Origin of the sequence: Phocaeicola salanitronis DSM 18170 (assembly GCF_000190575.1) — a bacterium.
Classification (GTDB): Bacteria; Bacteroidota; Bacteroidia; order Bacteroidales; family Bacteroidaceae; genus Phocaeicola; species Phocaeicola salanitronis.
The window spans coordinates 3,926,073-3,944,219 of record NC_015164.1; the positions used below are offsets into that span (position 1 = coordinate 3,926,073).

General features: G+C 43.1%; 13 protein-coding genes. 3 read left to right on the plus strand and 10 right to left on the minus strand.

Annotation, left to right across the window (positions count from 1 at the left end):
* Positions 1-230 precede the first annotated feature (230 nt).
* A complete protein-coding gene (locus tag BACSA_RS16980; protein ID WP_013619248.1) occupies positions 231-1,232 on the plus strand; it encodes an aldo/keto reductase in 1,002 nt (333 codons plus the stop codon).
* Between the two features lie 28 nt (positions 1,233-1,260).
* On the opposite strand, the gene BACSA_RS20770 is transcribed toward BACSA_RS16980, so the two are convergent.
* The 5 genes from BACSA_RS20770 to rlmH form a co-directional block, all read right to left on the minus strand.
* Complete coding sequence (locus BACSA_RS20770; protein ID WP_262501221.1) at positions 1,261-1,392, minus strand: hypothetical protein; 132 nt, start codon at positions 1,390-1,392, stop codon at positions 1,261-1,263.
* A gap of 24 nt (positions 1,393-1,416) precedes the next feature.
* Entirely contained in the window at positions 1,417-2,352 is a 936-nt protein-coding gene (locus BACSA_RS16985) for a PepSY-associated TM helix domain-containing protein (protein WP_013619249.1), read from the minus strand.
* A gap of 201 nt (positions 2,353-2,553) precedes the next feature.
* The gene (locus BACSA_RS16990) at positions 2,554-4,008 is read right to left on the minus strand and encodes a DUF4374 domain-containing protein (RefSeq protein ID WP_013619250.1); all 1,455 of its coding nucleotides are present in this window, start codon (positions 4,006-4,008) and stop codon (positions 2,554-2,556) included.
* Positions 4,009-4,059: 51 nt separating this feature from the next.
* The gene (locus BACSA_RS16995; protein ID WP_013619251.1) at positions 4,060-6,453 is read right to left on the minus strand and encodes a TonB-dependent receptor; all 2,394 of its coding nucleotides are present in this window, start codon (positions 6,451-6,453) and stop codon (positions 4,060-4,062) included.
* A 162-nt stretch (positions 6,454-6,615) separates the two neighbouring features.
* Positions 6,616-7,086 carry a 23S rRNA (pseudouridine(1915)-N(3))-methyltransferase RlmH gene (gene rlmH / locus BACSA_RS17000; protein WP_013619252.1) on the minus strand — a complete coding sequence of 157 codons (471 nt, stop codon included), beginning with the start codon at positions 7,084-7,086 and terminating at the stop codon, positions 6,616-6,618.
* A 92-nt stretch (positions 7,087-7,178) separates the two neighbouring features.
* Here rlmH and nadC point away from each other — a divergent pair, with 92 nt between their 5' ends.
* The gene (gene nadC, locus BACSA_RS17005) at positions 7,179-8,033 is read left to right on the plus strand and encodes a carboxylating nicotinate-nucleotide diphosphorylase (RefSeq protein WP_013619253.1); all 855 of its coding nucleotides are present in this window, start codon (positions 7,179-7,181) and stop codon (positions 8,031-8,033) included.
* A 7-nt stretch (positions 8,034-8,040) separates the two neighbouring features.
* Entirely contained in the window at positions 8,041-8,661 is a 621-nt protein-coding gene (locus BACSA_RS17010) for a DUF4923 family protein (protein WP_013619254.1), read from the plus strand.
* A 181-nt stretch (positions 8,662-8,842) separates the two neighbouring features.
* Here the strand turns inward: BACSA_RS17010 and BACSA_RS17015 are convergent, their stop codons facing one another.
* From BACSA_RS17015 to rhuM, 5 genes are all read right to left on the minus strand, one after another.
* Positions 8,843-9,031: a DUF1016 N-terminal domain-containing protein gene (locus BACSA_RS17015; protein WP_013619255.1), complete on the minus strand. Its 189-nt coding sequence runs from the start codon at positions 9,029-9,031 to the stop codon at positions 8,843-8,845.
* A 130-nt stretch (positions 9,032-9,161) separates the two neighbouring features.
* Entirely contained in the window at positions 9,162-10,082 is a 921-nt protein-coding gene (locus BACSA_RS17020) for a DUF2971 domain-containing protein (protein ID WP_013619256.1), read from the minus strand.
* Entirely contained in the window at positions 10,072-13,461 is a 3,390-nt protein-coding gene (locus BACSA_RS17025; protein WP_013619257.1) for an Eco57I restriction-modification methylase domain-containing protein, read from the minus strand. Before BACSA_RS17025 ends, BACSA_RS17020 begins: the two co-directional genes overlap by 11 nt.
* 13 nt (positions 13,462-13,474) lie before the next feature.
* Complete coding sequence (locus tag BACSA_RS17030) at positions 13,475-16,684, minus strand: helicase-related protein (protein ID WP_245546558.1); 3,210 nt, start codon at positions 16,682-16,684, stop codon at positions 13,475-13,477.
* Between the two features lie 454 nt (positions 16,685-17,138).
* On the minus strand, positions 17,139-18,128 hold the full coding sequence (rhuM, locus tag BACSA_RS17035; protein WP_013619259.1) for a virulence protein RhuM/Fic/DOC family protein: 990 nt from the start codon (positions 18,126-18,128) through the stop codon (positions 17,139-17,141).
* Between the last annotated feature and the right edge of the window lie 19 nt (positions 18,129-18,147).

Consider the following 18,147-nt stretch of genomic DNA (forward strand, 5'->3'; position numbering starts at 1 on the left):
TCTTGTTGGTGTGCAAAGATAATGTATTCCTTTGTATAAAAGACTATAAATACTTAAGTTTTTAAAGAAATATGGGTGCAAGGGTGGAGGAAGATAGTTGAGCGGATTCGCGCATATAAGTGCGTAGGCGGATGAGCTTAGGTGCGTTTCGTTAGGAAATCTGCATGAAGTTTTATATCTTTGTCTCTGTCTATGGATGATAAGTTTATGATTCTTTAAATTTGAAGTTTATGATAGAACCTGTTTATTCTCCGGCGAATGACCGCTATACGTGTGGCATGAAATACCGCCGTGCCGGGAAAAGCGGCATTTGCTTGCCCGAAATCTCTCTTGGATTGTGGCATAATTTCGGTGATGTAGATACGTTAGCGAATGGCAAGCGTATCTTGTTCTGCGCTTTCGACCGCGGAATCACGCATTTTGATTTGGCTAACAATTACGGGCCTTCGTATGGTTCGGCGGAAGAAACGTTCGGGCAAGTGATGAAATCTTCTTTCCTGCCTTATCGGGACGAATTGTTTATTTCCACTAAGGCCGGGCATGATATGTGGGAAGGCCCTTACGGGAACTGGGGGTCGCGGAAACATCTGATGGCAAGCTTGGATCAAAGCCTGAAACGGATGAATTTGGATTATGTCGATATCTTTTATTCGCATCGGTACGACCCCGAAACGCCGCTTGAGGAAACCATGCAGGCACTGGTGGATATCGTAAGGCAAGGGAAAGCGTTGTATGTGGGGCTTTCCAAGTATCCGGAAGAGGTGGCTGGCAAAGCCTATTCCTACCTGAGGGCACACGATGTGCCTTGCCTGTTGTATCAGGGCCGGTATAGCCTGTTGGTCCGCGAGCCTGAAAGACAGGGGATATTGGCTCAGGCGAAAGCGAACGGTGCCGGGTTTATTGCTTTTTCTCCCTTGGCGGAGGGGTTGCTCACCAACCGTTATCTGAACGGCATACCGGAAGATTCGCGCATTGCAAGGGGCGGGCATCTGAAGAAAGAGGCATTGACCGATGAAATGTTGCATAAGCTTTGGTCATTGAATGCAGTTGCCGGCAAGCGTGGGCAGAGTTTGGCGGAAATGGCATTGGCATGGCTCTTGAAAGATGATAGTGTTACTTCGGTGATTATCGGCGCAAGTTCGGTAAAGCAGTTGGAGGATAACTTGAAAGCGTTAGACAATACACATTTTTCGGAAGAGGAATTGCGGGAGATTGAAGAGGTTTTGAAATAATGAAGAATGAAGAATTGAATATCCGCAATTAGCCAATGTAGGGGCGTATCGCATACGCCCAGATGCGCCAACTTATCCACGTGGACGCTTTCGGGCGTATGCGATACGCCCCTACAGGCAATTTGGTAAAATGCAGACATTCATAATGAAGAATTTTCATACGGGCAACGTGATTCTTCATTCTTCATTTATAATGTTTCCGCTTCCACCATAAGTAATATCCGCTCAGGGGCAAGATGCCTCCGGACAAGGCAGCTAAGAAATACAGCACTTTGGTGGGCATTCCTCCCCAGCTTCCGGTATGGAAAGCATAAAACCAGCCTTTCATGCTTTGCGGAGCAGAAGCCTGAGCGTCTTTCCACGTGATTTTTATTTCTTCTTTGCGGGGCTTTTCCTTACCCTTGTCTGTACGGTGTGCCGATGCCGTTGGATTTTCGCCAAAGAGCGAATAAGCTGCCGTGCGATACCAACTGAATGACCAGGTCAGTCCGGTCAGTGCCATAACCAGCAGGAATATCGTGCAATAAAAGCCGACGGAGACATGCATGTCGTACCAAAAACGCCTCCAGCCCTTGGTGCACGATACGCTCAGGCGGTTCTTCAATGCTTTTCGGGTGCGGGGTATCCAAATAATCAGGCCGCTAATCAGGATGAATACCATGAGCAGGGTAGCAACTCCTACGATGACCTTTCCTGCTGACTTTTCACCTTTCGATGCCGGAGGGTCCATGAGCCAGCGGTGCAGTTTGCGCATGGTTTGGAAAAAAGGATATGACTTTGTCCAGCCTAATGTCTCGCCGGTGTATGGATTGACGCTAAGCCGTTTTTTTCCGGTCTCGCGAAAAGATGCGAAGGCTGCTTCTTCGGGGTTGTGTGAGAGCTGGAGTGCGGTAAGGTGCAAGGAGTCTGAAACCTGCTCTTGGATGTTTTCTATCAGCTGGGCAGGCGGAAGGGCTTTCGCGTCTTTGGCAGGAGGGGTTATGCAATAAAGCTCGCCTTGAAGGGCTTTCGTAATGTCCTGTTCGAATACCAAAGCGGCTCCCGAAAAGCAGATAATGCTGATGAGGATGCCCAAGGGAAGCGAAAGCCAAAGGTGGATGTTACGGAATAGTTTTTTCATTGCGTGTATGTTTAATTCACTACATCTATTAATCCGTGTGATTTCTTTTAGATTGAACACAGAGGCACAGAGACACGGAGAAATAAATCATGGAGAAGGCAAAATCCACAGAGCTAAACCTTTCTCCGTAAACGCAGTGTCTTCGTGCCTCTGTGTTCTATTCTATTTTTTGCAAATCAATATTATTCTACTGTAATTGAATCAATTGCTGGTTGCGGATAACTTGCCCAATGCCGTTACAGAGTCAGCCCCGTCTATTACAAGCCCGGCTTTGGCTTCGCCTGTAGCAGGGTCGATGCGGTAGATGGTCGGTTTGTCTCCGGTTGTTGTCACTACGGGAATATAAGCATAGCCGTTGTCGCTGCACGGAGTGCCAAAGCTGGACAAGGTAGAAGCGTCGGGCAGGCCGGTCACTACGGTCAGCGTACCTTCTTCGCCGTTGAATACAGCCAGTTCATTGCGCGGCGCACTGGTTCCGCTCATGTTTTCTGCCCCTTCACTATACATTTGAAGCAGGAAATTGTCTTCGGCGATGTGCCAGCATCGGAACATCGGATTCTTGTTTCCCAATTCTTCCAGATTGACATAATAAGAAGCGTCGAAGTCGGTTTCGCCCGCTTTGATGCGTACTACACCCGAAGGAAGTTTCCCTTGTACGCGCTCGAATTGGGTACCGTCGGGGTTTACAACCGGAGTGGTAGTGGTACGTCCATAGCCCGGAGAGAATACATAGAGGTCGCCGTTGTCTGCAGCCCAAATGGTCTGATAGTATTGCGAGCGCATGCGTCCGCTGGCAAATCCGATTTTACCGGTACGTGCAATGACGGGAGTCTCGTCGAAATCGTCTCCGCTATAGATGGCTACGAAAGCACTGTCGGGATATTGGGTAGAAGGAATCATTCCTGCGGTATATTGTCCCGAGCCGCTTCCTCCGTCGGCATTCGCTACGTATTCTTGCTTCTGGATGGCCCAAGGGAACGTGTTTACTCCATAATGGCTCATGCCCATGGGGACAACCGAAGTATAAAGCTTTCCGTTGGCTTCTACGAAACCGGCAAAGCTCACACGCTCGCCATTGCCCAAAAAGTTTTCGGCAATATGGTTTCCTGTGGTGGTGTTTCCGTCCAATACGCTCAGATAATTGAATTGCAGGTAGTAGGCGTAATTCCCTTCTTCGTCTTGTTCGGCTGTTCCCGCATTGGTAGAAGCGGTAATGACATTATCGCCCCACGTGCCGTAAGTTGTGGTACGGTTGAATGTATATTGGCGGTCTTCGGTCACTGTTCCGTTATTGCTTAATTTGAAAGAGAATCCGGTTCCGTTATTCCCGTCGTTGTATTGGAAGCCGAACAGGTAACGTTCGCCATAGAAAATCCAGTTGGAAGCCGATTCGGTTTCCCATCCGTTGCCTTTTGCGGTCACTTGTCCTTCATCGAGCGATTCGGAGGTCACCAGATAAGTCGCTCCATTGTCGTTCCCGGATTGTGTCACTATGACAAAACGGGCTAACGTTTCCGAAGGTGTGTCTGGAGTGGGGTCGGGATCAGGAGTGGGCTCTTCTGTTTGTACCGGATTGTCGTCACTGCATGCTGTTGTAAACGTACAACTCAAAGAGAGGGCAGCGATAAATGCCCAAGAGAAATGTTTTTTCTTCATATATTCTTTAATTTAATGATTAGCGTTTGATATATATTGTTCTTTTGCGTTTCAACTTCCAAAATACACTCGGAACTTGCCGTAGAAGGCACGTCCGGCTTTCTGAAGGCTGAAGTTGTCGTACAGCTTTTCGTTTGTAAAGTTGCGGCATTCGAAGGAGATGTTATACCGTCCGTTTTTCATTGAATACCCCAAACTTAAGTTGTGTGAGAACTGTTCGGGCACGCGGCTTTTCGAGCGCGGGTCGCCCAAGTGTTCCCAATACAGGGAAAACTCATGCTGATAATATCCGTCATAGGTAAGCGTCAGCACATTTCCTTCTGCAAAAAGGTCGTGCCAGGTGAACGTGGCATCGAAGTTGGCGAATGTATAGGGCTGGTTTGGAATGCGTTGCCCGTAAGTGGTGCTTTCTTGTTGGGTATTCCCGGCACGGTACCGTTCGTCGTCGCGCACATTGATATTATTAAATGTGCCGCCCAGCGAGAACCATTTTGAATAGGCATAGCGTGCCGAAACGTTGAATCCCTTTGTTTTCACCCGTCCGTGATTCTCGTATATCCCATAGCTCATGCCTCCGATGGCATCCAGCCCGCGTTTGATGTAGTCTTTCGTGTCGCGGTAAATCAATGTTCCTTCTACATAAAGGGCATGTTTGCCGAACTGGCGGTTATAACTCAGATTGAAGTTTATGTTGTCACTCTTTTCCGGCTTCAAGTCGGTTTTGCCGGCTTCCAGGTCTTCGTCTCCGAAAAGTTCGTCGGTTGTAGGCAGACGGTAGGCTTTTTCATACGATAATTTTGCCTGAAGCCCTTCGATAATGAAATAGGTGCCTGCGGCTCCGTATCCGAAAGAGCTGGTCTTGCGTGTCATGTCTACATAGTTGCCCACTCCGTCTTCGCTTTGCGATACGGGACCTTGATTGTACTGGTTATAATATTTCCCGAATGCCGACAGGTTCCACTTGTCTGTCGGCATCAGGCGGTACGAAAGTCCGGTGATGTTCTTGCGGGTGATTTTGGGGATGCTGAAGTCTGATAACTTTGAACTTCCGTCTACCTTCGAGCGGGTAGTACGCTTGAAGGTGCTTAAAACATGATTCAGGGTAAACGAATGAATCGTCCCGATGCGGTAGTTTGCCGTAAACGTGGCGTTCCAGTTGGTATTTTTCGATTCGTTGTCCTGATACGATTGCTCGCCCTTGCTTCCGGTATATTTCCGGTCGCCCAGCCAATTGTATTTATAAGACGCGGTATCAATGTTCATTGTCAGGTTATGGTTGTAGTTGGCGGTCAGCATCACGTCCAGCCCTTTGGTGAACAGGTCACGTTTGTTGTATTCCAGCGAAGGGACAAAAGAATGTCCTTTGCGGTGTTTTTCTCCGAATACGATGTATTGGTATACGCCGGTCTGTATTTCCTTATAGAAATGCGAATAGTTGAATCCCACCATCAGGCGGTCTGCCCAAGGCTTGTCTACCAAACCGATTTTTCCGATAACCGCTTCATTGTGGAACTGGTCATTAAAACGCTTTACGTGGTATATCTTGTTGCGGTCGGTATTTTCCGTAATTCCGTCTTCTCCGAACTCGGTGATGTAATTATCGATGTAATAATCGTTGTCCGAAAAGTTCTGGAAAGCGTTTATTTCGTACATCAGTCCGTTTCGGAACGTTTGCCCGAAGTTGACATACGATTTATGGGTGTTGAATGAACCGTAAGAATAGGAGGCGTCCAAATGCCAGCTCCGGCGGCGTTTGTTGGTCACAATGTTGATGACACCGCCCAAGGCATCTGTGCCGAAACCTACGGGAACTACACCTTTATATACTTCGATGCGTTCTGCAAAATTGACGGGGATGTTGTTGATATCGAAGGCGGTTCCCGCTCCTTCTTGCGGTACGCCGTCGATAAATATTTTCACATGTTTGCCCGAAAAACCGTCTAACATCAATTGCATATCCGAACCTACGCCGCCCGATTCACGCAATTTCAGTCCTGGAAGTTGCATCAAGGCTTCGCTCAGGCTCTTGGTGGAGTTGTGCAATTCTTTTGTATCGACCGCTACGGCATTGAATGCCGACCTTTTGACCCGGCTTACTCCGTTGGATACGACAACCACTTCGTCCAGCTCTTGTGCCTCCGGTTTCAGGACAATGTTTCTCCGGATGCGTTCTTGGGCGGGAATCGTGATTTGTTCTTCATGTGTGCTGTATCCGATGGCTGATATTGCCAAGGTATAGGTCCCGGCAGGAGCTTTCAGGTGATAAAGCCCTTCTTCGTTCGTAGTGCATCCATATTGGGTGCCTTTTAAGTAAACTGTAGCGAAATCAATGATGCTTTTGTCTGTAGAAAGGACTTTCCCGGATACGAGTCCCTGGCTTTGTGCTGAAACAGAGAGGGTGCATATTATATAGAACAATAATGTGCAGGCGCAGTGTTTTACCATATTCGTTTTGCGTTATTTTTGTTTTGTTTAAATTCAGGCGCAAAGTTAGGGAAGAGGCGGACTGAAGTCAATCACCAAAAATAGGTATTTACGAACAGGTATTTGGGCTTTTAATCCCTATTTATAGGTAGAAGCATCTGCGTTCAATAGAAAAAAGGGAGGTTATTCGTGATGATAAGGGCTGTTGTTCAGGATGCTCATGGCACGGTAGAGCTGTTCTGTAAAAATCAGTCGTATCATCTGATGCGAGAACGTCATTTTTGATAAGGATATTTTTTCTTGTGCTGCCTGGTAGACGGCTTGCGAGAATCCGTATGCACCGCCTATGATAAATACCAGACGCTTGGCGGTATGCATTTTCCGTTCGATCCATGCGGCGAACTCGATGGAGCGGAATTCCTTTCCGTGCTCGTCAAGCAATACGGGGACATCGCCCGGCTGGAGGGCTTTTACTATCAGTTCGCCTTCTTTTTCCTTTATTTGTCCGGTGCTGAGGCTTTTCGTGTTCTTCAGTTCCGGAATCACTTCTATGTCGAAGGAGATGTAATGTCTGATGCGTTGCAGATAGTCTTCGATGGCGGCAATATAATGTTTTTCTACAGTCTTGCCCACAACCAATAACATAAATTTCATGCTCTTTAATCAGGTTTTAATTTTTTCTTTTTGCAAAGATATGAATTAATCCGTACCTTTGCTTGCGATTGGTATTAAAAATAAAGAACACTATGGATGAGAAAATAGTAAAAGACTTGATCGACCGTTTGATAGATCTGTCGTTTGCCGAAGATATAGGTGACGGCGACCATACTACGTTGTCGTGTATTCCGGCAGATGCTATGGGAAAATCGAAATTGCTGATTAAAGAAGAAGGTATTCTGGCAGGCATTGAAGTGGCAAAAGAAGTGTTCCGCCGTTTCGACCCGACACTTCAGGTAGAAGTGTTCATCAACGACGGTACCCATGTAAAGCCGGGTGATGTGCCGATGGTCGTTTCGGGTAAAGTACAGTCGCTTTTGCAGACCGAACGGCTGATGCTGAACATTATGCAGCGTATGAGTGGCATCGCCACCATGACGCATAAGTACGTAGAGCGTCTGGCTGGTACAAAAACACGGGTGCTGGACACGCGCAAGACTACTCCGGGCATGCGTATCCTTGAGAAGATGGCTGTAAAGATAGGAGGTGGCGTAAATCACCGTATCGGTTTGTTTGACATGATTCTGCTGAAAGACAATCATGTGGATTTTGCCGGAGGAATCGATAAAGCGATATTGCGCGCGAAGGAATATTGTAAGGTAAAAGGAAAAGACCTGAAGATTGAAATTGAGGTCCGTAATTTAGACGAGCTTCAGCAAGTGCTTGATTTAGGAGGAGTAGACCGCATTATGCTGGACAATTTCACGCCGGCTGATACACGTAAGGCAGTAGAAATGGTAGGCGGGCGTTACGAAATAGAATCATCGGGAGGCATTACCTTTGATACGCTCCGCGATTATGCTGAATGCGGAGTTGATTTCATTTCGGTAGGTGCTTTGACCCATTCGGTAAAAGGACTTGATATGAGCTTTAAAGCGTGTTGAATGGCTTATGAATAGAAATGTTATTGTAAAAGGAGCGTTGCTGGTCGCTTTGTGTTTCGCTTTTTGCGGAATGGCTCAGGCACAAGACTGGAAATCGATTCTTTCGGGTGTCGCCAATGCGATAACGGATGGCAAAGCAGGGGCGGCGGCATTTTCGATAGAAGGTTCGTGGCGTTATGCCAGTCCCGATTGCAAGTTTACCAGCGATAACCTGTTGGCGAAAGCCGGAGGTGAGGTTGCTTCCAAAAAGGTGGAAGAGAAGATGACCGATATTTTGGATAAACTGGGGTTTACCGAAGGATGCACTTATACCTTTAATGAAGACGGAACATATACTTCTACAGTCAAAGGGCGTACGACCAGTGGCACTTATACATACGATTCCGAGACGAACGAGTTGCAATTGAAAACCAAATTGGGCTTGAAGTTTAATGCTACGGTGTCGCATAATGTATTGGAACCTAAAAAGATGAGCTTGCTTTTCAAGGCGGACAAAGTGATGTCGTTGATTCAGACGATAGGCGGTGCTTTAGGAAGTAATTCATCAAATTCGGTGCTGAGTACAGCCAACTCGTTATTGAACGAATACGACGGTTTGCAATTAGGTTTCGCATTGGAAAAACAATAGTTTCAGAAGTGGAAATCTTTATAAAAGAGGCTGTTTCAAATTGAGACAGCTTTTTTTATATTCAATCGGAGATGAAATGCGAAACATCATTCGTCTTGCTGAGTGCCTTGTCACACAGGAATTTCACCCCCAACTTGGGGGTGAATTGGTGAAATACTCATTGTAAGGCATATATCGTCTTTTAGTATATCTCATCTCCCCAACGGCTTTTCGCATGAAGCGTCACAATATCACGTCCCAGCGACCAATAGAATTGCAGCATCTCACTATTGACATGGGTTGCCGCTTTAATCTGGCTCTTTCTATATCTCTGACTAAGCTCTTCAATCCATGAGGCGTAGTCTTTATCGGTTTTGATTAATCGGGTCATAATATTTATCTAATGTGGATTTTGCTTAATATTCAAATAAATTCATTTTCCAATTCATCTGCTTTTTCAAGATTTTCATTTACTGAAAGTCCTTCTTTACAGAGGAATTTCATTACTTTATATAATTCATTTAATTGTGTAAGTTATACTCTATTTTTGTGAGGTCTGCATCTGGGTTATTTTTGAGTGATTCATAATAATTTTTAGCCTGTTCGGAAATAGGTAACAAGCAATTGTTTGGATTATTTAGAGCTGAATTTACGCTCTCTTTATATTTCCTTGCATCCGATGAAAATAAAACCCCACTATCTTTATCAACATGTACGTATCCAAATTTCACATTCGTATCTTTTAGTAATTCATCAACTATTTCAAATGTTAGTCCGTCAAGCTCTGCTACGTAAACAGAAGTTATGGCATCTGTAATATCCAAATACTCATCAGCATCACTAATTATTCGGTATTCGTTTTCATGCTCCCAACATTTGTCTTTCATAAAAAATAGTTCTTTTTGATGCAACCGAATGAAAGATTTTAAAGAATTGATAGATACGACATCTTTTGGTATTTCAATTTGATGTTTAGTTCTATTTTCATATTCAACAATACCGTGAAAACAATTTGTCGGCAGATTGAGCTTATTATAATCCAATTCTATACAAACGCCCTTATTTTTATCACCATATACGCCCCAAAGTAAAGGTGAAGCGTATCCTTTAATTGAAGAATTGAAGTCCATCGTAAAGCTTATTTGCTTATATGCTTTTCTTACATCTTGCATGGCAAATAACATTGGTAATCGTTGCGGACTTTCATCACTTATGGATAAGGTGATCTCTTTCATATCATTCACACCTGTCAAAGGAGCAAATCTCAATCTCTTCTTTGCCCAGATTAACATAAATGAATTTAGTGATGTTGTATGATAGAGCTTTGAATATTTGTTCTTTCCAACTAATAGTCTCCCTGGAAGTAGAAGTGCTGCACAATCTTCGGGAAAGTATTTATCAAAATCTTTAAGATTTGTAAGAAAAGAATTTTTATTTTTCATATTCATCTTGAGTTATAGGCGTTTGAGGGTCGACAATTAATACTTCATCGTAAGTTAGACCATAAAGATGATAGACCATTAAATCTATATTATTTTCTAATGTTGAGGTATCAGCATCAACATTGACCATCTTGATTGTCAATATTTCCTTCACAATATCGACAAGTTCTAGTTCATATGAGGATTGTTTAATTCTTAATTTCTCAACTATTTCTTTCTTAACTTCAGCTAATGTTTCTCCCGTTTCAGGATTCAAATATCTAAAATAGTAATTAATGAGCTTAGAATTCAAAAGTCCTAATACATAATATAAATTTGTACCTTGTTTACCATTAATAACATGAGTATTTTTAAAGCAAACAAATTTTTCAGCATCATATGTTGCTATAATTGAATCTCCTGTCTGTCTTACAATTATTTTATCATTATCAAATATATTACTTTTACGAGGAGCAGCTAGATTATTCCCATATTTTAGCCATCTCTTACCATTCCATAAATTGACATATCTATTAATATCAGTACCACGTATTGCTTTTCGATAAGAATCATCTATTTTATAAGTAGAATTATAAATTTTAGCTTTCATCATTTCTCGTGTTTGAGGAGGATTTCCTTTGCCTTCTTCATAAGGAACAAGTCCAGCGTATACATTAGCTATTTCACTCAAGCATATACTTTCATTCATTATTTTGTCTATAATTTGTTCATCTTGTTCAGAAATAAATATGTTTACGGGATTTCCATTCTCTTTAGCCCATCGTCTTTGGTTTTGTGATAAAACACTTGTTTCTTTGACTGTATGATTATTTATGTAGACTGTATTGTCTATTGTTCTCATATTCTTAATAATTACAACTTCTGTATCTACTATTGCATCAAAAACAGATTTATGGTAATGGGAAATTGAAAGTATTGTTTTGAAATTAAATATATATTGCCGTATTTTTACACATTTCAAATTAATTAGCCATGTATTAGGTATGATAAAAGAAAGTATTCCTGCTGTTTTAGTAAGCTCAATTCCTTTTTCCAAAAAGAATAAATAGCTTTCAGGTTGATAATTCTGATGTTGATAAATCGATTTTAACAATTGCTTTTCATTTTTTGAAAATTTCGCACCATATGGCGGATTACCAATCACAATATCAAATCCATCCTTTACCCCAAACATCCATTCTGCATCAAAGAATGAGGCAGAAGCATTTTGGTCGAACATATCCCACGAAGCCAACTGATTAGCCGAATCAGCCGATAAAAATCCATCGTTTACTAATTGGGTAGCCAAATCTTTGCGCAATTCTTTCAAGCGGTCTTTCCAACGGCGTTTTGTTTTGACAGACTTTGCACGGAATATCTTGTGATTTGCTTCTTTTAAGTTATCCTCTATTGCAATGACGGCAGGTGTTCTGCCCAATTCGCCTTCATGTTTAGTCAAAGGAATCAACGTATTGGCAGCTACAAACTTTGCTTCCAGATTAGGCAGCGGACGGATACCAAAATTATCGGCTGGATTATTATTCGTTTTTTGGTCAACGATTAACGAAATGAAGAAACGGAGTTTACTAATCTGAATGGCAATAGACTGAATATCGACACCATAAATGCAATTCTCAATCAGGTAAAGTTTACGAGCATAGTCCGGACGGTTGATATTCTCATCAAAACTTCTGATAATATCAGCTTTGATTTCCAGATATTCTGAAGAGCCCGTGCGATCAACCTCTGACGTTTTGTTAGCAGCCATATCAAGCATCATTTCTCTCCATTGAGTATTGCCTGGATCTATGCGGCTAAGGATATGCACCATCTGTTGCAGCATACCCATAGGAAAAGCACCCGAACCACAAGCGGGGTCAAGAATCTTGCAGTTATAGAGCGACTGCATAATCCGCTTCCGTTGTTCATCTGTTAAGTTTACTTCATCGTCTGTGTATTGCATCAGTTGACGGAATTGAGATTCAAGCTCTTCGCCAACAGTCCGTTTCAAATGTGCCACCAGACTTTCGTCTACCATATATTGTACAATCTCACGAGGCGTGTAGAACGAACCGGTCTGCTTGCGTGCCGTGGTCTGGGTTTCCGGATTATAAGAGGCAAGCAGGTTTTCAAACACTTTACCCAACAATTCCGGGTCGAGCGATACTTCTTGGTCGAATGGTGTATTTTCTTCAATGGTAAAGTTATAGCGTTTCAATATGTTCAGTATGCCACTGACCTTTACCTTTTTCTTCTTTTTATCCTCATACCAGTGCGACAAATCCACGATTACTTCCTTCGCAAAGAAAATATAGTCTGGAACAAACAAGGATTCCTGCACTTCTTTCCGGTCTGAGAAACCGTCAATGTAATTGTCTGCGTCTTTATCGTCCAAGCAATCAAACAGGCCTCCATTCAAAAAAGGAACAGTACGGTTTGCCAAGTCCACAAACAGTTGAGGATTGGCGAAAAGCGATTCATATCGCATCAGTTTGTTGTTGTCGTAATCTCCTCTGTTTTTGCGGAAATGCCGTTCACTCAATTCTGTTTCCCCCTCTTTGGTAATAGGGCTGTTCAGCATGGCAAAGAAGAGGTTCTGCAAAATGGCTTTATAATATTTGCTTTCGCCTGCATTGTAAAACAAACTAGGGTTGTATTCCGGATTAAAATCCTCCAACAGATTGTCCTTGATATAATCCCTGTCAAAAAACTCATTCGGTATCAAACTCTTCTGCTTTAAGAACCATACGAATATCAGACGGGTTACCAGCCGAATGGTACTTTCAGCATTGAATTTGTCATCATCTGTCGGGTCATTCAGTTTATTGGGGAAACGTATAATCTTCACCACCCATGCATACCAATCCGACAATTCCTGATAGAACGATTTGGTCAATACCTCTACCGAGAATCGATTACGCAAATCTTCTATGGAAGTAACACGTCCTGCTTCGTTCAGATACTTATTGGGAGTATACCAAGCGATGCCTTTGCCTAAATAATAGGAGTAACGACGGGGATTGGAATAAGTTTTCTTTACCCGACTGGAATCTTCGTCTTGATGAAGTGTTATTTCTATGAAAGATAAACGGTAATTGTCCGTGTTATCTTCGGGTATAAAAATGACTAATGCTTTATCTTCAAACTCATTTGCCAATAGACGGAATGCTTCTTTAGACATCCCGACACGTGCATCTGATTTAGAGTGATGACGGATTTCATATATCACCAAATCAAGCGATTGGCAAGTCCCTAACTTTGTCGCTATATCACAACAATATTGTGTTTGGATAGGAAAAGCAACAGGTGTTTCTTCCTGTACGAAATCTAGGTTTGGCAGAAAGTCGTGTCTTAAAAAACTGACAAATTCATGGCGGTTATAGGGTTGGTCAAAATACATGGGTTATCTTTCTTTAGGGGTTTACAATTTCTTCTGATAATATAAGGGTTTCTTCGCCTTCCATGACACGTGCACTTGTTTCCAAGATACGTATCAGATAGTCGGATGTTATTACGGTGGGGAGTTTGGTGTACTCCTTAGGCAATAATTTGTTGATGTAACGGAGTTCATAACCGGACAGTCCGTCGTTTTCTGCTACTGCCTTCAAGTCTTGCAGATAGTCTGCGTCTATCGCTTTCCGGTCTATCATTACCTTGATTTTAGACAAGGCTTTCAATACTTCCGGATTATGCCGTACAGGTGTGTTCCGATTGAAAAGCGTTCTTTTGACACGCTGGTATATGCGGTCGAAATCGGCTGAAACGGCAAAAGGCTCTTCAGTATCCATGGCTTCGAACAAGGCGATTGCCTCTTCGGCAGACAACTGTTCAGTGCCATTGTCTGCGCCTATCTTGAAAATAAAATCATTGCCTTTCTTGCCGAACAATAAGACACCTTGGTCCGGTTTCTGTACATGACGGGCGATGCGGCTACGGTGTGGTATAGCCAGAGCAGCCCGATATTCGTCTGTTCCCTTCAGTTGATCCAACAACGTGCGGTAACGGTTGTCCCACGAAGCTGTTTCACTTTTAGCCAGTTCCTTCCTGTAGCGTTCGGCAAAGTAGGAGCGTAGTTCCTCATTTTTAGTCAGCACTTTGGTATCTTCGCCCATAATGGCATGAATCATTGCCATTTTCAATGTAGAGATTTCTTTGGTACGCACTTCCGTTTCCCCTACATCCGTCGGGAAATAGTTATATATATAAAGGTGGTCGAATACCTTTTTATTGATTCGGTTGATACGTCCTATCCGCTGGATGACCCGTGTCGGGTTGTAGGGGATGTCATAATTGAATATCGCCCCTGCCCGGTGCAGATTGTAACCTTCGGATATGGCATCGGTGGCTATCAATACCTGATAGGTATTCTGTTGCAACTCTATCTTTAGTCCGGCATCAAAATTGGTGCGGATAAGCTCCTTGTTCTTTGCGGACGAATCGGCAGAGGTATATTTCAGGATACGATAGGGATTGCCTTGGGCGGAAAGGACTTTGCCCAAATAGTCCACCGTATCCGCAAAGGCGGAAAAGACTATCAGTTTTCGTTCCGGTTCTTCCTCCAGTTTCTGGCAAAGCACTTTCTTAAACGATTCCAGTTTAGGGTCGAAACGGATTTCATTCTTTTTGCCAAACCATTTTTCCTGAATGGATTTCAATACGGAAATATCCGACTTGACATCTTCTACAAAAGACGGTTGGATGTATTTCATGTCTATTTCGAAAAAACCACGTTTGGTGTATCGTTCAAACGCTTCTTCAATCTCTTCCATACCGTCATCCGTCGATTCATAAAAATCTGTCACATCGGGCAAGTTCCCTTTTTTGAATACCGGAATCTTGTGTACTTTTTCTATCCAAGCCAATATATTCTCGTTGGAACGAATCATAAAGTCAAGTGAGCGCTGGAAGGCTGCAACCGAACTTTCAAACCGCTGGACAAGCAGTTTGCGCATGAAACTCGAAACGTTGATTTGCCGTCCTACTAACAGGTTGTATTTCACTCCTGTCTTGTCTTCCAGTTCTTTCGCCAGTTTCTTTTCCATTTCAGGGATGACATAGGTTACAGGCATATAACGTGCCGACTTGAAACGTGTTTTCTCGTCTTTCTTCTTTTCTGTGGAATCTATCAGGTCAAGTGTGTCAAGATACAGTTCTTTATATGCGCTTAAATCGTATTCCAATTCCACAGGGTCATCCGGAATCAACGGTTCGATATGTTGCAGCTTTAAGTCTTCCCTGTAACTTGGAATCTCCTGCAAGTCAATGCGTGAACGACGGATTACCAACGGGCTGATAATGGAACGGATACGTTTCGATATCAATTCTGCATCGCGCTTCACTTCCTCATCAGACAGTTTGCCTTCGCGCTGGTTGACGGTCAGTTGCTTATAGGCAGCAATTAATTCCCTGAAAGACGCACCCAAGTTTTCCACGGTTTTCAATGTAGACTTAGAAGGTATCTGGAAGAGTTTTAACATCGAGTAAATATCTTCCGGTCGGTTGTTGAAGGGGGTTGCGGTCAACAATAAGACTTTATTGCCACTGCATAAATTGTGCAGGTTCGTATAATCTTGTGTGTATTCATTGCGAAAGCGGTGTGCTTCGTCAATAATTATCAGATAGGTCTCTCCTTCTTTTACGATTTCCCGATAATAGGTGAGCGCATGTTCTATCTGTCCGCTGCTGAACACGGATGCTGTAAATCCGAACTCGTCCCGATAGGCTTCCCATTGAGACTTGAGGTGTGGAGGAGCTACAATGATGCAGCGCATGCTTAAATTGCGGGCTATGGTGGAAGCAATAATGCTCTTGCCCAAGCCGACCACATCGGCAATAATCGCTCCGTTATGGTTTTCAATGGCATGGAGTGCAAGCTGTACGGCATCTGTCTGATATTTCAGGTTGGAATATCTGCCCCCGGTGATGTCATACGGCATCAATATATTGTCTTTAGAAGGTATGGAAAAGTATTCATGCAGCACCCGGATATACATCAGATAAGGTCTGTGCAATTTCTCATACCAAATATGCTTGATTACTTTTTCATTAAAGGTCTCTAAATTATTGGCATCGACAATCACTACAGAGGTATTCCATAGTTCATTGAAAATCTTTTGGGCATCTATATAAGACTGCTTGTCATTGAAACGTGCATTGATTTCTACCCTACCCGCTAAGCCTTGATAAGAAAGATTGCTTGAACCGGTAATGACACATCCGGGTTGCTCACCGCCTTCATTGATTTCGTCTCTATATTCAAACAAATACATCTTGGCATGACAAGGATCTTCCGTTTTTCGGATTTCTAACGAGCCGTCTTTTATCTTATGGAGAAAAATGGCAAATGACTCCAATTGTTCTGCTCCATCCAAAAAGTCCGTATCGTTGAACAATCGTATAAACTGGTTAAAGAAGTCTTCCCTGATTTGTCCACGCGATTGTATTGTCCGTGCGAATGAATCGACTTCGCGGACATACTTCGTGATTTGTGTATCTATATCAAGTCCTACCAGAATACGAATCTGTTTATCTGCCAAATTCTCAGCCAGCAACTTATAGCCGGAAAAATAGAAATATCCCACTAAAATGTCTGTTGAGGCTGTTTTAGGTAATATTCCATTCATTATATCCGACAACAGTTTTTCCTGATTGGTTATAAAGCTGTTTTGTTCAACCGTCATTGATGTTTGCTAATTATCCGTTTCTTAAATCTATACTTGACACTTAGCTGTGTCCCCTACAAAAGTAAGCATAATAAACGGAAAAATACAGCTTTCTTGAAAAAGAAATACAGTTAATCGTTCTTGTTCATTAGGTGCATCACGGCTTTCTCTATTATGTCTCTTTTCTTCTACAGACGGATAAACGTTTTAGAAGTGGTCATGAAGAAGCGTATAAGCTGGGATATGATTTCGATAAAGCTATCTGAGTTGATGAACACATATAGCTGCGTTGTATGCACGATTAGTAATCGTCAGCCTGTACGATTAGTAATCGTAACGCTGTACGATTAGTAATCGTAATTTGAGCGGAGTAATGTGAATGAAGCGTATCAGCTATCTTTTATGCCTGAAGCAGTTAATTGTTTTTGTTTATCAGGTTTACTACGACCTTTACCATTACATCCTTTTCTTCCGTACGGCTTTCGGCAATCATCAGCGTAAGAGCAACAAGGGTGTTGTCGGCGATGCGCTTTGTGCCGTCCGTATTGTAAAGAATGCCGTTTCCTGACATAAACCATAAGAAGAGCGTTGCGGCAATGCGCTTGTTGCCATCGCTGAACGAATGATTCTTTGTGACGAGGTAGAGCAACATGGCGGCTTTTTCTTCTACCGACGGATAGAGGTCTTGTCCGCCGAATGTCTGGTATATCTGCCCGATGGAACTCTTGAACGAATCGTCTTTCTCATGGGCGAACCATTGGCTTCCGCCGAACTTTGCCTTCAGTTCTTCGATAGCTTGCATGGCACCTTCATACGTTGCACGGAACTTGGCTTCGTTCGTAGTCTGCTCTACCGCCAACTGCTGATAATCGTACTTGTCCAGTGTATCGAGGGCATAAGCATAATCGGAAACCACTTCTACCAGATTGAGGGCATCATCGGAAGTCAATGCCTCTTGTGCCTTGACCGTCCTGCCCAAGACGGCGACCAGCTGTTTCAATTCCGTGTAGCGTTGTTCCGTCAAAGCTTTATTGACGGCATAACCTTTCACCAGATATTCTTTTAATACTTTATTTGCCCAAATGCGGAATTGCGTGCCGCGTAAAGAGTTTACTCGATAACCGACCGAAATAATCATGTCTAAGTTATAATAAGGTATTTGTCGAGTAACAGTTCTTTTGCCTTCTGTGCGAACTTGTGCAAAAAATGCACAAGTTGGATTTTCCTCCAATTCTCCAGTTTTATAAATGTTCTTTATATGTCTTAAAATGGAAGTTCTGTCTGTTTGAAACAGTTCTGCCATTTGCGCTTGTGAAAGCCACACCGTATCCCCATCCATTCTGACATCTACGGTGGTCTGCCCATCAGCAGTACGGTAAATTACAATTTTATCACTCAGGTTCATAATATTATCCTTTGGGTTA

What these genes read in the sequence shown, in the direction of transcription:
- nadC (WP_013619253.1), top strand. Translation starts at nt 7,179, where the DNA reads ATGGATGAGAAAATAGTAAAAGACTTGATCGACCGTTTGATAGATCTG.
- BACSA_RS17010 (WP_013619254.1), top strand. Translation starts at nt 8,041, where the DNA reads ATGAATAGAAATGTTATTGTAAAAGGAGCGTTGCTGGTCGCTTTGTGT.
- rlmH (WP_013619252.1), bottom strand. Translation starts at nt 7,086, where the DNA reads ATGAAATTTATGTTATTGGTTGTGGGCAAGACTGTAGAAAAACATTAT.
- BACSA_RS17020 (WP_013619256.1), bottom strand. Translation starts at nt 10,082, where the DNA reads ATGAAAAATAAAAATTCTTTTCTTACAAATCTTAAAGATTTTGATAAA.
- rhuM (WP_013619259.1), bottom strand. Translation starts at nt 18,128, where the DNA reads ATGAACCTGAGTGATAAAATTGTAATTTACCGTACTGCTGATGGGCAG.
- BACSA_RS20770 (WP_262501221.1), bottom strand. Translation starts at nt 1,392, where the DNA reads ATGAAAATTCTTCATTATGAATGTCTGCATTTTACCAAATTGCCTGTA.
- BACSA_RS17025 (WP_013619257.1), bottom strand. Translation starts at nt 13,461, where the DNA reads ATGTATTTTGACCAACCCTATAACCGCCATGAATTTGTCAGTTTTTTA.
- BACSA_RS17030 (WP_245546558.1), bottom strand. Translation starts at nt 16,684, where the DNA reads ATGAATGGAATATTACCTAAAACAGCCTCAACAGACATTTTAGTGGGA.
- BACSA_RS16985 (WP_013619249.1), bottom strand. Translation starts at nt 2,352, where the DNA reads ATGAAAAAACTATTCCGTAACATCCACCTTTGGCTTTCGCTTCCCTTG.
- BACSA_RS16995 (WP_013619251.1), bottom strand. Translation starts at nt 6,453, where the DNA reads ATGGTAAAACACTGCGCCTGCACATTATTGTTCTATATAATATGCACC.
- BACSA_RS17015 (WP_013619255.1), bottom strand. Translation starts at nt 9,031, where the DNA reads ATGACCCGATTAATCAAAACCGATAAAGACTACGCCTCATGGATTGAA.
- BACSA_RS16990 (WP_013619250.1), bottom strand. Translation starts at nt 4,008, where the DNA reads ATGAAGAAAAAACATTTCTCTTGGGCATTTATCGCTGCCCTCTCTTTG.
- BACSA_RS16980 (WP_013619248.1), top strand. Translation starts at nt 231, where the DNA reads ATGATAGAACCTGTTTATTCTCCGGCGAATGACCGCTATACGTGTGGC.